Annotated in this window: 12 protein-coding genes; 3 read left to right on the top strand and 9 right to left on the bottom strand. The window is 66.4% G+C overall.

Annotated features, from left to right (window positions below; translation table 11 throughout):
• Positions 1-3 precede the first annotated feature (3 nt).
• The 5 genes from O9255_RS00060 to O9255_RS00040 all read right to left on the bottom strand — a co-directional run bounded on the left by O9255_RS00060 (position 4) and on the right by O9255_RS00040 (position 7757).
• On the bottom strand, positions 4-723 hold the full coding sequence (locus O9255_RS00060; protein ID WP_297864788.1) for a UPF0149 family protein: 720 nt from the start codon (positions 721-723) through the stop codon (positions 4-6).
• Positions 720-2048 carry a restriction endonuclease subunit S gene (locus O9255_RS00055; RefSeq protein ID WP_297864787.1) on the bottom strand — a complete coding sequence of 443 codons (1329 nt, stop codon included), beginning with the start codon at positions 2046-2048 and terminating at the stop codon, positions 720-722. The genes O9255_RS00060 and O9255_RS00055 overlap by 4 nt, the downstream gene beginning before the upstream one ends.
• 7 nt (positions 2049-2055) lie before the next feature.
• Positions 2056-3771 carry a DUF262 domain-containing HNH endonuclease family protein gene (locus O9255_RS00050; protein ID WP_297864786.1) on the bottom strand — a complete coding sequence of 572 codons (1716 nt, stop codon included), beginning with the start codon at positions 3769-3771 and terminating at the stop codon, positions 2056-2058.
• Positions 3772-3861: 90 nt separating this feature from the next.
• Complete coding sequence (locus O9255_RS00045) at positions 3862-5739, bottom strand: ATP-binding protein (RefSeq protein ID WP_297864785.1); 1878 nt, start codon at positions 5737-5739, stop codon at positions 3862-3864.
• Positions 5736-7757 carry a class I SAM-dependent DNA methyltransferase gene (locus O9255_RS00040; protein ID WP_297864784.1) on the bottom strand — a complete coding sequence of 674 codons (2022 nt, stop codon included), beginning with the start codon at positions 7755-7757 and terminating at the stop codon, positions 5736-5738. Before O9255_RS00040 ends, O9255_RS00045 begins: the two co-directional genes overlap by 4 nt.
• Positions 7758-7879: 122 nt before the next feature.
• Between O9255_RS00040 and O9255_RS00035 the strand changes: the two genes are divergently transcribed.
• Positions 7880-8212 (top strand): hypothetical protein, encoded by a 333-nt coding sequence (locus O9255_RS00035; protein WP_297864783.1) that lies wholly within the window; start codon positions 7880-7882, stop codon positions 8210-8212.
• A gap of 192 nt (positions 8213-8404) precedes the next feature.
• Positions 8405-8578 (top strand): hypothetical protein, encoded by a 174-nt coding sequence (locus tag O9255_RS00030; RefSeq protein ID WP_297864782.1) that lies wholly within the window; start codon positions 8405-8407, stop codon positions 8576-8578.
• A gap of 36 nt (positions 8579-8614) precedes the next feature.
• Here the strand turns inward: O9255_RS00030 and O9255_RS00025 are convergent, their stop codons facing one another.
• The 4 genes from O9255_RS00025 to O9255_RS00010 all read right to left on the bottom strand — a co-directional run bounded on the left by O9255_RS00025 (position 8615) and on the right by O9255_RS00010 (position 14017).
• Entirely contained in the window at positions 8615-9259 is a 645-nt protein-coding gene (locus O9255_RS00025; RefSeq protein ID WP_297864781.1) for a response regulator transcription factor, read from the bottom strand.
• A gap of 61 nt (positions 9260-9320) precedes the next feature.
• A complete protein-coding gene (locus tag O9255_RS00020; RefSeq protein ID WP_297864780.1) occupies positions 9321-9725 on the bottom strand; it encodes a hypothetical protein in 405 nt (134 codons plus the stop codon).
• A gap of 226 nt (positions 9726-9951) precedes the next feature.
• Complete coding sequence (locus tag O9255_RS00015) at positions 9952-11841, bottom strand: patatin-like phospholipase family protein (RefSeq protein WP_297864779.1); 1890 nt, start codon at positions 11839-11841, stop codon at positions 9952-9954.
• Positions 11842-11884: 43 nt separating this feature from the next.
• Positions 11885-14017: an alkaline phosphatase D family protein gene (locus O9255_RS00010; RefSeq protein WP_297864778.1), complete on the bottom strand. Its 2133-nt coding sequence runs from the start codon at positions 14015-14017 to the stop codon at positions 11885-11887.
• 141 nt (positions 14018-14158) lie between these two features.
• Between O9255_RS00010 and O9255_RS00005 the strand changes: the two genes are divergently transcribed.
• Complete coding sequence (locus O9255_RS00005) at positions 14159-16543, top strand: TonB-dependent receptor (protein ID WP_297864777.1); 2385 nt, start codon at positions 14159-14161, stop codon at positions 16541-16543.
• The last annotated feature ends 209 nt before the right edge of the window (positions 16544-16752 follow it).

Here is a 16752-nt window from a genome sequence, read left to right as displayed (position 1 = left end):
CTGTCAGTGCAGCGTCGGCGCGAGGCCGCAGCATTTCTTGAACTTCTGCCCCGAGCCGCAAGGGCACGGGTCGTTGCGGCCCACCTTGGGCGCCTCGCGGCGCTGCGGGCCGCGCGGGGCTGACGCCATCGCAGGCCGGCGCTCTGCCAACCAATGGCCATGAAGGGCCACGAGCGTGGGCACCAGCGCGTCGACCCAGCGCTGGGCGTCACCCAGACGCTGCGTGACGGCCCGGCCATCGTCGTCGCCCAGACGGATGAAGGGCGTCACCCAGCCCGCATGGTCGGCACCCGGCAGGTGTCGTACGGCATCCGCGGCCCAGAGCCGCGTCCACGCCTCGGCGTCGAAGGTCTGGGTGGCCTGCAGGAAGCCGGCGCACCACTCCTGGGCCGACCAACGAGGATCGCGTAGATAAGCGGGCTGGAACGCGGCCGGGTTGTGCAGAAAGGCTTCAGCGATGCGGTTCATGAAGCCCATAACCAAGCCCAGCACCTCTTGCGCCTGGGCCATGCTCTCGAAGGTCGGCGCGTCCTCGCCGTTCTCGGCGTCCCACAGCCACGGCAACCACGCCGACGGCGGCACGACGTTGGGGCCGATCACGATGGCGGTGAGGAAGCCTTCGAGCTGCGCGAGGTTCATCGCGTTTGCTGGCGAGGACTCGGAGGCGAGGAAGGCGGCCAGTCGTTCGAGGTCGGCATCGCCAAGCGTGGGCGCTCGGTTCATGCGGCGTCCTCGCGGAGATCAATCTGGCCGGTGACGGCAGCGGTGATGAGGGCGGAGCGGCGTTCTTTGAGGAGGGCGATGCTTTCCTTAACCCTGTCCGTAAGCTTTTCGTGCCTAGCAGTGATTCGATCCAACTCGGCGAGAATCGCGTCTTGCTCATCGAGTGGCGGGATGAGAGCGGGCAGTTGCCGCCAGACATCTGTTCTAAGAACCCGGGTCCCGTGCGCTGCTTCAGCAACAAGAACCGAAACAACGTAGTCCTTGGCGGCTTCTAGAATTAGCCGCAGGTAGTTCGCCCTGATACGGGTATCCGGCTCCAGCGCCTTCATGTCCTGATTAATGGTTGCTGGGATTGCCAGCGTCGCCACGGGAAAGGAATGCGCGAGGATCATGCCGCGCACGACCGCCAGAATCGCTCCTGGTGCGAACAACCTCATTCCACATTCCTTCACCGCTGTATCTGAGATCGTGTCGATGGCACCGATGATCTCTGATTGCTTCATGTCTTTCGGCGAGACCCAAGGAACATCACCACCCCAGTACGCTTCATTCTTGGTGTCGGGGGTTTTTCCACCGGCTTCCCGTGTCGTATACGCAAGCTTGGAAACTTCCCAATGCTCCGGCACGGCCCCAATCCACGCCACGCCGGAATCCTTCATCCTGACGTTCGGGTCAAGGCCCTTGGTAACTGCATGGGTGATGAGCGCTTGGCGCTTTTCTTTCAGCAGTTCTAGGAAGCCCGTTTTCTTCGCGATCAGCGCGTCGATGCGGGCAGTTTCGCGAGCAAAAGCCGAGCAAATGGCTGATTGCTCGGAGGGCGGCGGGAAGGGAAATCGATAGTTGCGAAATGCTTCGGCGGGCAAGTGAGAAATCGTTGCCTTGGAATCGTTCTCCGCGAACACGCCCATGGTCTTGGCCGCAATAAGCGATGCGAGCATGAACTGCGGTTGGTCGTCTCTACGAGGCCGCAACCGATGGAGCGCCTTCTGATAGCCGATCGGCTCGCCCTGCCAGATCGCTGCGCGCCCCACGTCTCCCCCCTCGCAGACAAGGAGATCCCCAGCAATTGCCGTGTATCGCTCGTATTCGTCTGGCGCAATGTCCATCGCTGGAAGGTCGGTCGAATTGATCGACTCCCACTGGACATCCTGGTTGCGGAGGTACGGGACGAGGTGCACACCTGAGATGCGCTTCTGGTCGAGCATCTTCCCCAACTCGACCGAGAAGCGAAAGTTGAGCTTGCAGACGGTCCAGTGCTCCGGCACATGTCCAATCCACTCGACACCCGATTCCTTGTAGGCCGTGTAACGCTTGTAGTGGCTCATATGCGCCTCAGCTTAGTTGCGCGATACGCCAGATGGCGGTCGCCTGTGAGGCCATCCAGTTCTGGTGCGCGGCAATGCGCTCAGGCGTCCACTCGGCGTTCTCTTCCCCGATCTTCCGGGTGATCGCAAAGCCGCTGGCTCGGTAGGAATCCCGTTTCTGTGCGAACTCGGCGTTGCCCGCATCACGATTCGTGCCGGCCTGCATCAATGTCATGTTGCCCAACCGATATACCAGCGCTTCCGCATCGTCGTTGCCGATACCACCCCAGTTGTCCGGCGCGTTCTGCGGCAGAACATGCTCGATGTTGAACGCATCACTGGCGAAATCATGGGCATGACCAGACAGGTGCTTCTCGATGGCGCAGAGGATGAGGCGGACGACACGGTTGTTTCGGGAGTCCGTAGTGCGGATGGTCTTCTCGGCGAACGCTGTCCGGAACGCAGCATCGTCAGGATAGATGCTCCGCAGCAGGGGGAGCGAAGCGCCGAGCCGATCTAGCTCGCGCTTGGCGACACGCTCGGCGACTTCGTTGTACTTGCGCTCCTGCTCGGCCGTGCTTTGTGACCCGATCACGTTGAAACGCATCGAGATCACCATCGTCGCCCGCAGCAGACCCGTGAAATCCGGTGCGTCGAAGATGCGCTTGCCCGCGAGCAGCAGCGGATAGGGCTGACGAACCCGGAAGGTCTTGAGGACGCCGGCTAGCTGCTTGTCCTCCGGGGACCAGTCCGAAACTTCGGGCGACGAAAGGGCGAGATAGGTATCAAGATCCTCTTCCATGTCGCGCAGAAGCTGGAACACCGCTTCCGGCGTTCCCACCTGCGCACGAATGGTCTTGAACAGGTCTGCCTGCCGAGCAAAGCTGCGGCGGCTGTTCCAGTGAACGCGAAGGAAATCGGGGAAATTCTCCGACTGAAGCCGCCCGACGATGGATTCCCAGCGATCCTCGAGGGCGCGCAGCTCGTGATCAGCCTCACCGCCCCGGTCGAGCACCGAGAACAGGTAGTTCTTCAAGAGATCAGTCGCCGAGAGGCGGACACCACGCGCGTTCAGGGTTTCAAACACCTTGTAAGCGTTGAGTTCGTCCGTGACGGTAATGACCGTAAAGAAGAGACGGTCGCTGATGTCCTCCACGAGCTTGGCAAGGCGCATCCCCTCCTCGCCGGTGCTCGCCCGCAGGAACTCCGCCACCCGCCGATCAAACCACTCGAAAGCCTTGCGAAGCGCGTGCTCGGACGCGCGGAATCCACGCTGGGGAAGATGCCCCAGCGGAACGAGATAGGTCTGGAAGTAATGGTTGTTGTTGCGGTTGAGCGTCAGCTTTGGCCGGGCGACAAGCGTGACGGGATCCAAGTAGCCGACATAGGTCTGGCGGATCTGTTCGCGTCGGCGGGTGTTCGCCTCTGGCTCGTTGCCAGCATCGATCAAACGCTGGAGATTCTTGAGGATAGCGAGGACGATCAGACTGATGGTCGTCAGTCGCTGCTGGCCGTCGATCACGTCGAACGACTTGTCGTCAGCAGACTGCAGCACGAGATAGCCCATATAGTGAGCGGTCTCGCCGTCCGCCCGGAGCGTTCCCTGGATGTCAGCCCAGAGGTCTTCCCACTTCTCTTGCGTCCAGCTGTAGTCGCGCTGGAATCTCGGGATGCGGTACGTCAACCCGTTGCCGATGAGCTTCCGGAACGTGTTGTTCTCTGTCTTGAAGTTGGTTGCGGCCATGCTGCCTCTTACTGGGTGTCCGCGAGTGGTAGAGCGGAGATTGCGACCTCGAAGTCTTGGCTCATTCGCTACGTATGGGGCTATATAGGCTCATGACGCGCTGCCCTCGCCATCGACCGCTCGGTAAGCCTGATGCGGATTGTTTGGCGCGTCGGGACGGGTGTAGGCCAACACGCCGGCACTCACCAGGGGTCGCAAGTACTGGGTGCCCAGGTAATCGGGGTTCCGATTGAACAGGCCGGCCAGTTCCGCGGCCTGCCAAGGCCGGTGCCGGCAGAGCTGGATCAGGGCCTCGCGCACGCGATCGGGCGAAGCCCGTTGCCCCAAGCCAGCCACCAAGGCCTGCAGGTCGGGCGGCAGGGCCTGCCAATGGGGGTTGCTAGACAAGGCAGTGGGGTTGCTAGGTAAGCCGCCGAGCTGGCTAGACAAGGCCGCGGGGTTACTAGACTGCGCCGCGTCGTCGACCGGGTCGGCCTCGTCGTCCACGCTGCCCAGCAGCCACTCGGTAGGCACGTAGTAGGTGCTGGCCCCGCGGCCTTTCTGCTCCAGCAGCCCGGCATCCCGCAGCCGCCGCAGGGCTTGGCTCGCGCCCAGCGTGTCGACGCGGTTCAGCTCGCGGTACATCGCATTGTCGATCGCCCCCTGCTCGCGCACGGCGACCAGCGCCCGGGCCTCCTCGTCGGAGAGCGCCAGCTCTCGGAAGCGGCTGAGCCAACGGATGGCCTCCTCGCTCAAGAAGTGCTGGAAGTAGTAGCGGGCAACAAACTTGTCGTCGCTGCGGACGGATTCGAACAGCGGCGGCTCCAATCCGGCCTGGGTCATCATTTCGCGCATCACCCGGATGCCGCTGCCTTTGGTCTCGGCGAATCGCGTGTCCAGGAGCACAGCGGCGATCCTCGGATTACGAGGCACTGAGCCAGGCTCGCCGAGGTGCTCGGGAGATTTCAGCGAGTGGCCGGGGTTGTGGATCTCCAGCCGATTCGAGTAGCGGATGATCTGGATCGGTGCATGGCTGCGATAGCTGCGATGCATCACTGCGTTGACGATGCCCTCGCGCAGGACACGCTGCGGGATCAGAGGCCGATCGGTGCGCTGCGGGTCGCCCTCGGCCAGGCCGAACGCTTTGGGCAGATCATCAAGCACCGCGGCGAGTGCGCGCCGGATGGTGCGGAATAAGGCATCGCGGATCTCGATGGAATCGAAGCGCCGATCCGGGTCCGGGATCCATTCCTTGCCGGGCACTCGCACGTAGTCGACGCGCGTCATCGGGTAGATGCGGCGCAGCGCCTGCGTCTTGCCGAACAGCAGCAGTCCGGCCACGGTGGGGGTCAGTACGCCGCCCTGACGACGGGCACACCCCAGCGACTCGACGAGCTCCTCATCACTCCAACGCAACTCCTCGGCGTCGGCATTGGCTTCGGCACGAACACGACGGTAGTCGGCGATGGCGTCCGGCGAGAGGTCTGCCATCGAGGTGTCCGGCAATACCGTGTAATCGAAGCTCTCGACCTGGCGGCCCTGGTAGAGCGCTTGGAGGTCGTCCTCAGTGCACTGCTGGTCGGTGCTGCCGATGCGGCGGTACGCGCCCTTCGGCAGGCCGCGCGACTTGATGAAGACGGGTTTATCGCCTGGCTGCGCCTCGGGGACGGTAGCCACCAGCACGGTCTTCCCGCTGATTTGTTCGGTGGCAATTTGAACTCGGACCGGAACATTGAACTGCTCGCGGCACTGCGTCGCCAACGAGGCACCGAGGTGGTCCGGATGCGTGACGCCTTCAACAACGTAGGGCGAAAACAGGTCCGACTCGTCCCGCGCAATGCCCAGCAAAAGGGTGCCGCCCTGCAGTCCCGGTTCGTTGGCGAAGGCGCAGATGGTTTCGAGCACCGACGGGCCAATCTCGGTCCCGCGCTTGGCTTCAAGCCGCTCATTCTCATCCAACGCATTCAGGAGGCCGAGATAGTCCGTCACTCTGTCACCTCACCCAGCAGTGCTGCGATCTCGGCCTCGACCTGCTTCAGCTCGGCGTCGATGTCTGCCAGTGGGCGCGGCGGCTGGTACTTGTAGAAGTAGCGGTTGAAGTTGATCTCGTAGCCGACCCGGCCGATCTCGCCGTCCTTGTCGTCGCGGAACGTTTCGTCCAGCCAGGCGTCTGGCACATGCGGCAGCACCTCGCGGGCGAGGTAGTCGCGCACGTCCTCGGTCAGCGGCACGTTCTCGTAGTCGGTCAGCTCGCTGTCCGCGACGGGATTACCGTCGGCGTCAGTCACCTCGTCACCCTCAGGATCGCGTACACCCAAGGCATTGACCAAGGCCTTGAGGAAGGGCTTGCCCACCTTGCCAAGCGTGGCATCTCCACGGATGGCCTGCGCAATGAAGGTTTCCGCCCAAGCCACCGGCTGCTCCTCGTCCATATGTGCGGCCAAGGCCATCTGCCAGCCAGACTGCTGCTCAGGCGTCAGCTTGGCCCAGGCTTTTTCGTTGCACAGCGTGGCCAGGTTGTCGCGCGTGATGTGCAGGCGCATGCGCAGCGGGCGCAGGACGCGAATACGGCGGTAACCGAAGGTCCGGTAGTCCAGCATGCGGCTGAGCTCGCCGCTTTCGGCGGCAGCGTAAAGATCGGCGATCTGGCGCTGCTGCTCATCACTGATCTTGTGGCGCTTGTTGCCCTCGTTCTTCATCGAGGTCCACAGACCGGTGGCATTGATCAGCTGCACCCGGTTCCGGCGATGCGAGGGCTTCTTGTTTGACAGAATCCAGAGGTAGGTGCCGATACCGGTGCGGAAGAAGATCTCCGTGGGCAGGGCGATGATTGCCTCGACCCGGTCGTTCTCCAGAAGCCAGCGCCGGATCTCCGACTCGCCCGCACCCGCGCCGCCGTTGAACAGCGGCGAGCCTGATAGAACGATCGCGGCACGGCCGCCGCCCTTCTCAGGCAGCTCCAGCTTGCTGGCCAAGTGCAACAGGAACAGCATCGAACCGTCGTTGATGCGGGGCAGGCCCGGGCCGAATCGGCCGGCGTAGCCCAGCTCCTTGTGCTCGTCCTCGACGGCTTTCTGGTCTTTCTCCCACTTCTTGCCGAACGGCGGATTGGCCAGGCAATAGTGGAAACGCTCGCCGGCGAAAGCGTCCCGCGACAGGGTGCTGTAGGGCCCCTTGATGTTCCGGGACAAATCACGGCCGGGATCGGAGGCCAAGGTGCGCAGCAGCATGCCGGCCAGGCAGACCGCGTGAGTTTCGGGCTCCAGTTCCTGCCCGTGCGGCACAAGAACCGGCGGCACCTTGAAACGGCTGCCGTAGTCGGCCACGTGGCTCATGGCGTCTGAGAGGAAGCCGCCCGTGCCACAGGTGGGGTCATACAGCGTTCGGATCAGGCCCGGGTTCGCCTCAAACAGTTCGTCGTCAGGATCGAGCAACAGCGTGGTCGCGAGATGCACCACGTCGCGAGGCGTCATGAAGTCTTCGGCACCCTCGTTCACCTCCGCGCCGAAGCGCCGGATCAGGTGCTCGTAGAGGTTGCTCATCTCCCGGTCGGGAACCTGATCGGGGTGCAGGTCGATGCCGGCGAAGTTGTTGCAGATCTTGTAGAGCAAACCCGCCTTGTCCAATCGGATGAGGGTGTTCGTGAAGTCGAACTGCTCGAAGATGATGCGAGCGTTGTCCGAAAACCGCGCCACGTAGTCCTGCAGGTTCTGCCGCGTCTTCGTGCTGCCCAGCGTTGCCAGGGCGTAACTCGAAGTGTTGTAGAACGGGTAGCCGGAGACCTGCCGCAGGATCAGGTCGAGATCGATCCCGCTGTCCTTGTGCTCGGCATGTGCCGCTGCGACGGCTTCGCGGGACCTCTCCAAAACACATTCAAGGCGGCGCAGCAGCGTGAACGGCAGGATGATCTTGCCGAAGTCCGTGTGCCTGAAGTGGCCCCAAAGGTCTTCGGCGTTCTTCCAGCACTCCGCCGCCAGTGACAAGCCAGATCCATTGCCCTCTGCCATGCTCTTCTCCAACCGCTTTTTGCACGATAGAGAATAGCATCGCAAAACCGGGCGTCAACCAGATATTGCACAGAACAAGGCGACGACCCGCTCTCGCAGCCAATCAGGCGGTCAACCACTTTTTGCACTTAGCCGGAACCAACAACGCCGAGGCCCCCGAGTCGACACTCAAGCGCCTGCGTATCGCCAATGAACGCCTCGCGCTCTACCTGGGCTCGCTGACTACGCAGGTCAAGCAGTTGCACGATGATGTCGACGACCTGCCTTCGGCGGGCGCCCTGTGGGCGCGCCTCGACACAGTGAAGACCGGCTGCCTGACCCTCGGGCTCTGGCATGGCGCACGCATCGCGCGGCGCATCCGCGAGGAAAGCGCGCTGAATTTCGATCGCGGCCGAGTGGCGAGTGAGCTGCGCGAGATCATCGAACGCGTCGACGCGCAGAAGGCCTGCATCTAGCCACTCGTGGGCGAAGCCCTCCCCGCGGCGAGGAGGGCCTGGCCCCAGGCCAGCGTGAACGTCACCTCGCCGTTGGCGCGCGTGGCGTTCGAATGCGGGCACACCACGTGCGCGCGCCCGACCAGTGTTGGCGCTCGCCGAAAACTGACCACCTCTGCGCACTGAAAATTGACCAGGGGTGGACCCAGGATTTTGGCCTCCCGGTCCGGCCAGTCTAGCGCTGGTTTTCGCTCTTCAGATCCCGTCCTCCTTGGCCTGATCCTGCTCGACAACCGCAGCGCGGCCGACACCGCGCCGAGCGCGGGCAGCAGCGAGGACGACGCCCAATACGCCCAGTTCACGGTGCCGGGCGACTTGCTCTGGTGACACGCCGCCTCGGGCGTTCCCGAGGACACCGCGGCATCAGTGCAGGGTTTCGCGCCCCTCGTCCGCCGCACGCAGCCGGTACTCGACCGCGCAGCGCATCAGGGAACCCGCGGTATGCAGTTCGAGCTTCTCCATCAGTTGGTGGCGATGCGTCTCCACCGTCTTGATGCTGAGGCCCAAGCGATCAGCGACCTGCTTGTTCATCAGGCCCTCGCCCAGGGCCACCAGGACCTCCGACTCGCGCGCGGTCAACAGGGCGAACCGGGCGCTCTGCCGCTCCCGTTCCTCGCGGCGACGGTGCTCCTGCTCGGCCACGGCGGCGGCCTCGTCAACTTGGCGGGCATAGGCCTCGAGATCGACCGGCTTGGGCAGCACGGTGAGCATGCCCTGCTGCATCGCTTCGACCACATGGGGCAGGTCGACGACGCCAGACAGCATCAGCGCCGGGCCGTCGAAACCCGCTCGCCTCGCCAAACGCAGCGCGGCGATGCCGTCGGTGCCGGGCATCGAGTAATCAATCGACAGCACCTGCGGGTGGCCCCGCCCCACGTCCGCGTAGGCCAGCAGGAAGGCGTCGGCACCGGACGCGCCTCGGGCGTCGAGGCCGAACGCCTTCAGCACATCGACGAGCAGAGTACGAAGGTGGTCGTCATCGTCGACCACCCACACGATCACCGGCATGCGCGCCCCCCGATCCATGGTCCCCACGCCCAAGGCTACCCTACCGCTGCGCGGGCGGTCTTCATGGGCGGGCCTCGGCGGCGGCCCGGCGCGGCACCGGCATCTCACGCCCGGCGATGCCTACGGCGATATCGCCGAGGTTGGCGAGCGTGTACTCCAACTGCGCTTCGATGTCGGCAAGGCCGGCACGCAGCTCATCGCCGTTCCAACGGCTGGCGACGGATTCGATGTGGCTGTACGCATGGCCCAGCGCCAAGGCCCCGACGGTGAAGCACGAAACCTTCAGGCGCCGGGCGCAACGGGCCGCCTCCTCGAAGTGGCCTTGCGAGGCCTCGCGGCACAGTGCCTCGTGCTGCCATCGGCACACGGCCTGGAACATGAGATAGAAGCGGCGCAACTGCCGGGGATCGTCCCCGGTCATGGCTTCCAGCGTACTGGCGTCGAATTCGGGGCAGCGGATGCTCATGGCGTCCTCGTCGATCGGGGCCGGCGGCCCGGATGCGATGACGGTACGGCGCGGCCCTACTCCCAGCGCATCCGCCGCGACTTCTGTTCGGATCCTCGACGCGCGTCACGGACAGCCGTTTGCAATCGGAAAATCGGGAGCGCGGCCTGCGATCGTGGTCACGTTTGCTGATCGGGCTTTTCCCGAATCACGAAATGCGTTGCGCGGACTAGTCTCGACCTTCGGGTCAAGAACGCTTGAAGTTCTCGCGCGTCGCAAGCACCGCGCGTGCGTGGTCGAGCCCGATCGCGACCACGCGGTCAAATGCGCGCCACTGCAGCAGGCCAACATCCGAGACGTCCGGTTGGAACGCAAGGTCGACGAGCTCGCGCATGCGCTTCTGGTGCGAGGTACTGGCCATCAGCGCGACGTTCACCACCGTCGTGCCGAGGCTCGGGAAATCCTTGTAGCGCCGTCCGTCGCGACGGCGGAACAGGCGATCAAGCAGGAACGCCCAGGGCGAAGGCACCTCGGCATGGTCGAGCGCGCGGTAGGCGTCCTGGCTCAGGTCGACGCCGATCACCCGTGCCGCGCCCGCCGCGCGCATCAGGTCCACGGGGTAGTTGTTGAAGGTGCCGCCATCGACGAGCAACTCGCCGTCGCGCAGCACCGGCGGCAGCGCGGCCGGGATCGACACGCTGGCGCGCAAGGCTTCCGACAGGTGGCCACGCCGCAGCACGTCGGCGCGCTGGCGCGAGCAGTTGGACGCCACGCAGAAGAACGGCTTCCACAGGTCCTCGATGTCCGCCGCGCCATCGAAGGCCTCAGCGACGGCGTCGTCGATGACGCGCTTCAGGCGTCGGCCACGCAGCAGCGACATCACCGGCACCCAGTTGACGTCGCCGGTCGGGTTGCGGCGGAACGCCTCGCCGGCCAGCGCACGCACGCGCGAGGCCGGAAGGCCGGTGGCGGCATAGAAGCCCATCACCGCGCCGATGCTGGTGCCGCCGACGACATCCCATTCGATGCCCTGCTCTTCGAGCGCCTGCATCACGCCGACGTGCGCGAAGCCGCGCGCTCCACCACCGGCCAGCACGAGGCCGATGGCGCAGCCCGCGACGATGCGCGCGACCCGCCGCCAATCACCGGGATGCCCACGCCGCAGGTGCAGGTGCGACAGTCCATCGACCGCGAGGTGCGGGCGTGCCGCCAACCAGGCCGCGGTATCGCGGGGCCGTCGCCGGTCGTCGGGATGCACCAGCCACAGCGCCTGGTGCGCGGCGATGCATCGCGCGTCGCCAACGAGGTGAACGAGCTCCACGCCCTGCGGCGCGGGATCGGCATCGGCATCGGTCGCCAGCAACACCAGGTCGGCCTGACGCAGGCACAGGCGCGTCCAGGCGGTGTCGGCCGCATCGGCCACGAACACCTGCAGCGCATGCGCGGCTTCCTGCTGGTCGAGCCAGTCGAGCAGGCGTCGATGCTCGCCGAGCGCCTCGGCTTCCACGGCCTCGATATCCAAGCCGAGTGCCGCTTCCACGCTGCGACGGTCGTGCAGAGCGACCGCACCGGCCGACGAGTCGTCCGCCGATAGCGCGGAGAGCTCGGCGTGCAGGCGCGACGCGAGGGCATCGCCATCGAGTGCTGCCTGCAGAGGCAGCACGCAGACGTTGATGAAGCCCTGTCGCCGCGCGCCGCCGCGCTTTCTCGACAGGCGTTCAATCAGCTTGCGCGCGAGCGGCAGCCCGGCCCGTGGCCAGCGCTGGAGGACGTCGATGAAGTCGGCACCATCCAGGCGCACCAGCACGCTGTCGCGCAGCGCGCGCACGGTGGCCGTGCGCGGCGCGCCGGTGATCACCCCCATTTCGCCGATCGGTTCGCCGCGGCCGATCTCGCCGAGTACCGCATCCGCACCGCGGCCGGCGACGAGCCGCCCCGAGAGCACCAGGTAGAGCGCATCGGAAGGTTCACCCTCGCGCATCAGCACCGTACCGCCCGCCAGCTCGAGCGTGGTGAGCCGCGGCTGGAGGCTGGCGAAGAGGCCCGGCTCGAGCTCGCCAAACACCTCGGCGAGGGTGTCCTCGAGCAGGCGCTGGTGGAAGCCGGCGGCGTCCGATGGCGGTGCGGGCGTGGGCATCGCCGCATGGTAGGCGATGCCGGCCCCGCGCCGTCGCGGCGGCTCAGTCCGGATCGGCCAGCAGCGTCAGCGACCCGTCCTCGCGACGCACGCGGAAGTGGCGTTCGTACCGCGCCGTCGCCAGTGCCGCCGGATCCGCGTAGTGGCGCTCGGCGACCCGTTCCGCCTCCAGCTCAAGATAGCGGACCCGCAATTCGTCGCGACCGATCGCCAGCAGCATCGCGCCATTGCGCCGTGTCTGCGCGTAACGCAAGCCGCCGTAGCCGGCGAGCAGGAGGGCGTCGAGGTTGGCGGCGAGGCGAGCCCCCGCCTCGCGCGTCGCGGCGTCGCCACCCGCGTTGCGTTCGAGGATGGCGCCGAGACTCTTCGACGACACCGCCGGTGTCGTGAACTCGACGACACGCGGCCGGTGCTGGCTGGCGAAGCTGGCGTGGATGTCGCCACTCAGCAGGACCGCACCCTCGCCGTCGAAGTGGTCGAGCCAGGCGTCGCGCTCCACGGGAAAGCCATCCCAGTGGTCGACGTTGAGCAGCACCTCGTGAGCCCAACCGGCGGGGGCTTGGACCTCGGGCCGGCGAAGATCAAGGCGGAGCGGGGTGAAGGACACCGAGCTGCCGACGAGGCGCCAGGCGACGTCGCTCTGACGCTGGGCCGAGCCGGCGAGCCATTGGGCCTGCGCTTCACCCAAGGCACTGCCCAAGGGGCCTCCGACGCCCGCCGCGCGAAGCCGCGCCAACAGGTTGAAGCCTTCGGCCAGCACGAAGTAGCGGCTGCCGACGGCATCGAACAGGCGCGACTTGCCGACGCCGGCCCAGCTCAGGCCGCGCGGCAGATCGGGCGACTCCGGAATCGGACCCGCGTCGAGGAAGAACGGCGCGGCGGCGTCGTGGCGCGCGAGGATGGCGTTGGCGACCGGCAAGGCGATCGGCGCGGCGAGGATCGTGTCGACTTTCGCCCGCGCATCGGCACGGGCGAGGCCTTCGCCGGCGTAGGCCTTGTTGAGGGCGCGGGCCAGCGGTCGGCGCCAGCGCCGGTACTCGGGCGTGTTGATGTCGATGTAGGGCTGAAGCCGCGAACGCCACCCGTCAAAGGATTCGCCGATGCGCGGAAGAGCGTCCTGCAGCGTCGGCTCGTCGAACGCCATGGCGCCGGGGAACGCGTCCTCGGGAACGAGGTGGTCCGGACGCGCGCTGCGGTAGTCGGTCATGCTCAGCGAAGCGCGCCGGCCGAAGCGGAATTCGCGCCAGATGCGCGTCGCCGGATGGAGCGCCCGCGCGTCCGCGGCGGCCCCGTCGAACGCGCCGCCGAGGTCGACGGGCATGTACTCGAACCACGCCTGCTCCGAGGCCCGACGGCGCTCGGCGTCGCGCTCGTCGCGACGTCCGTCGTGGAAGGTCGCCACGTCCTCCCAGGCGTCGTCGGCGAATTCGTGGTCGTCCCAGATGGCGATCAGCGGCGCCTTCGCCAGCAGCGCCTGCAGGACCGGATCCGTTCGGTACTCGCGATGCAACTGGCGGTAGTTGTCGAGGCTGCGCGCCGACTGGAACCCACCATCGCCCAGCGTGAGTGCGCCGGCCGCGTCGTCGAACACCACTCGCCGCCCGTCGCCACTCTGGAAGGACGGATCGCCCGTGGTCTCGTAGATGAAGTCGCCGAGGTGCACGATGGCATCGAGCGGTTCGTCGAGCAGCGGCAGCAAGGTGTTGTACCAGCGGCCGTTGTAGTCCTGGCAACTGAGCACCGCGAGGCGCAGGTCGCGATCGTCGTCGCGGTCCGGCGTGGTGAGCGTCCGGCCCACCGGCGACGACGCTGAGCGCTCGCCCTCGAGCACGAATCGATAATGCCAGGCGGTGCCGGGGTCGAGATCGTCGACGCGCACCTTCAGGCAACCGTCGGTCGCGGCACCGACGGCGAACGCGCGCTCGACGCGAAGCCGTTCGAAGCCCGGATCCTCGGCGACTTGGAGGACGACCTCGCGGCCCCACGCCGACGGCGCGAGCCGCGTCCAAAGCACGACACTCCGCGCCGAAGGGTCCCCCGACGCCACGGCCTGCGGGAACAGGGACGCATCGATCGGCAGCGTGGTCCCGAAGCGGCGGGCCTGCAGCGGCAAGACCACGGCAGCGGCGGTCACGGAGAGCAGGCGCAAGACGGCACGGCGGCTGATGGGGGGCATCGGGAAGCCAGCGAAGGGGAAAGGCAGCCCGCTATTCGAGCCTTCGCATCTTTCAGGACCGTGACTGGTTGTCGCGTTTAACGGCATTGCAACGACTCGCGACGACGCTGGCGTCTCCAACACCCCATGGAGCTCCCCTCGATGCGCCGCCCCACCCTGCTTGCCTCGGCGATCCACGCCGCCCTCGTCCTCGTCGCGGCCCCCGCGTTCGCCCAGGACGCCCCCACCGCCGGTGCGGCCAGCGTCGACGCCACGATGATCGACACCATCGTCGTCACGGCGCAGAAGCGCGAGCAGCAGGTGCAAGAGGTGCCGATCGCGATCAGCGCCTATTCCGGCGAGTTCCTCGAGGGCTTCGGCATCACCGGCATGGATGACATCGGCAACCTCGTGCCCGGCCTCGAAGTGCAGGAGCAGAGCCCGAACAACCCCGGCTTCGTGATCCGCGGCATCACCTCGGACAGCGGCGCGTCGTTCTCGCCGCCGCGCGTCTCGGTCTTCCAGGACGGCATCGCCATCTCGCGTGCCCGCGGCGCCGTGGTGCAGCCCTTCGACCTCGAGCGCGTCGAGGTGCTGCGCGGCCCGCAGGGCACGCTGTTCGGCCGCGGTGCGCAGGTCGGCGCCGTCCACCTGGTGCAGAAGAAGGCCTTCCAGGGCTACGAAAGCGGCTTCACCGTCGGCCTCGGCAGCGACGAATGGCGTCGTGCCAGCGGCTACGCCAACGCCCCGCTCTCCGAATCGCTGGCGATGCGTCTCGCCGTCTATCACGAGAAGAACCAGGGCTTCGTCGAGAACCTCTCGGGCGGCCACCTCAACGGCAAGGACACCAGCGCGCTGCGCCTGTCCTTCGGCCTTGACCTCGGTGACACGAACCGTGTCGACGTGATCTTCAACCACCAGGTCGACACCCCGCCGGGCACCGCCTTCCGCACCAACGTGCTGCCCACGCGCGCGGGCAGCCGCGACCTGTTCGATGGCACCGCCGACCTGAACCGCGGCGAGCAGCTCGGCCTCGACCGCCACGTCACCGGCTTCACCGTGCTGGGCCAGTTCGCCATCAATGAATCGTGGAGCCTGTCGACGATCAGCGGCTGGCGCGAATTCGCCTCGCTGGAAGAGTTCGACGCCGACGGCTCGCAGCTCAACGCGCTGGAGTTCGCCGAGGACGCCGAGGGCGAACAGTGGAGCCACGAGTTCCGCTTCAACTACGACAACGGCGGCGCCTTCCGCGGCTTCGGCGGCGTCAGCTGGTTCAAGGAGGAAGGCTTCCAGCGCGTGCCGTTCAGCACCGACGAGCGCCAGCTCGGTGCCCTGCTCTCGCCGGCCCTGCGCGCGGGTGTCGCCGGTGCGACGGGCGGGCTGATCCAGCTGCCGGTCGTCAGCCCGTTGAACCCCAACCTCACCCCGTTCCTCGGCTACACGAGCTTCCCGGCGCTGGGCATCCCGGGCATTCCGCTCGGTACGCCGCTGCCGCTGCGCGCCAGCCATCGCGAGGAGTACACGAACTTCGGCGAGGTCGATGCAATGGATGTCTTCGCCGACGGCACCTGGTCGGTCACCGACCGCTTCGACCTGACGCTCGGCCTGCGCGGCACCCGCGAGGACGTGCGCTCGGGCTACGAAGCCTTGACGTTTGGGGGTCTCTCGCCGCTCGGCCAGGTGCTGCCGGCCGCCCCGACCAACGTCGCCATCCCGAACATCCTGTTCCGCCCGGTGGCGCGTCGCTTCGCCGAAGACACCTACTCGTCGGCCGTGGGTCGCGTCGTCGCCGCCTACCGCTTCAGCGACACGCTCAACGGCTACGCCAGCGTTTCGCGCGGCCGTCGCCCGGACGTCATCGAGTTCCCGACCGGCGGCAACGGCACGCCGAACTTCATCCCCGCGGAAGTGGTGTTGAGCTACGAGATCGGCCTCAAGGGCACGGCCTTCGGCGAGGCGCTGACCTACGACATCGCCGTGTTCGACTACGACTACAGCGACTTCCAGGCCAGCGTGCTCAACCCGAACGGCATCGGCACCATCACCGCGAATGGCGGCAACGCCAGCGCCACCGGCGGCGAGCTCTCGCTGATCCTCCGGGCCAGCGAGGGCCTGCAGGCCTTCTTCACCTACGGCTACGTGGATGCGAGCTTCGACGAGCGTGACGACGCCGGCCGCCGCCAGACGCTGGCCGGCAACCGCTTCCGCCTGACGCCGGAGCACTCGGCCTCGGCCGGCCTCGACTGGCGCTTCGGCGTGGGCGACGGTCTCGCCGCCTACGTGCGCCCGAGCTGGAACTGGCGCTCGCAGGTGTTCTTCGAAGACCAGAACCAGCGCGGCATCGAACAGGCCGGGTATGGCCTGGTCGACGTCCGCGTCGGTGTCGAATTCGGCGATGGCCGCTGGGACCTCGGCGCCTTCGTGAAGAACGCGGGCGATCGCGAGTATCTGATCGACGCCGGCAACACCGGCCTGAACTTCGGCCTGCCGACCTTCATCGTCGGCGCGCCGCGGACCTGGGGCGTGGAGCTGACCGGCCGCTTCTGAGCCCCGGGCACTGCGCCCGAACGCCGTGAAGCCCGAAGGCCGCCCTGGACACAGGGCGGCCTTTTTTCTTGGCGCTGTTCGCGTTGATTGTTGATCGTCTCGAACGGTGAGCCGGGGTGGGAGCACGGTTTAGAAACGGCCCGAGGACTTCGGGCGTGGAGAAGCCGGATGCGTGCTCGAGAACTGAAGCGTTGGTTGGCGGAGGCTGA

The sequence above is a fragment of the Silanimonas sp. genome (genome assembly GCF_027530345.1).
GTDB lineage: Bacteria > Pseudomonadota > Gammaproteobacteria > Xanthomonadales > Xanthomonadaceae > Silanimonas.
The sequence above is the reverse complement of the archived record's forward strand: the minus strand, read 5'-3'. Positions and strand labels throughout refer to the sequence as shown.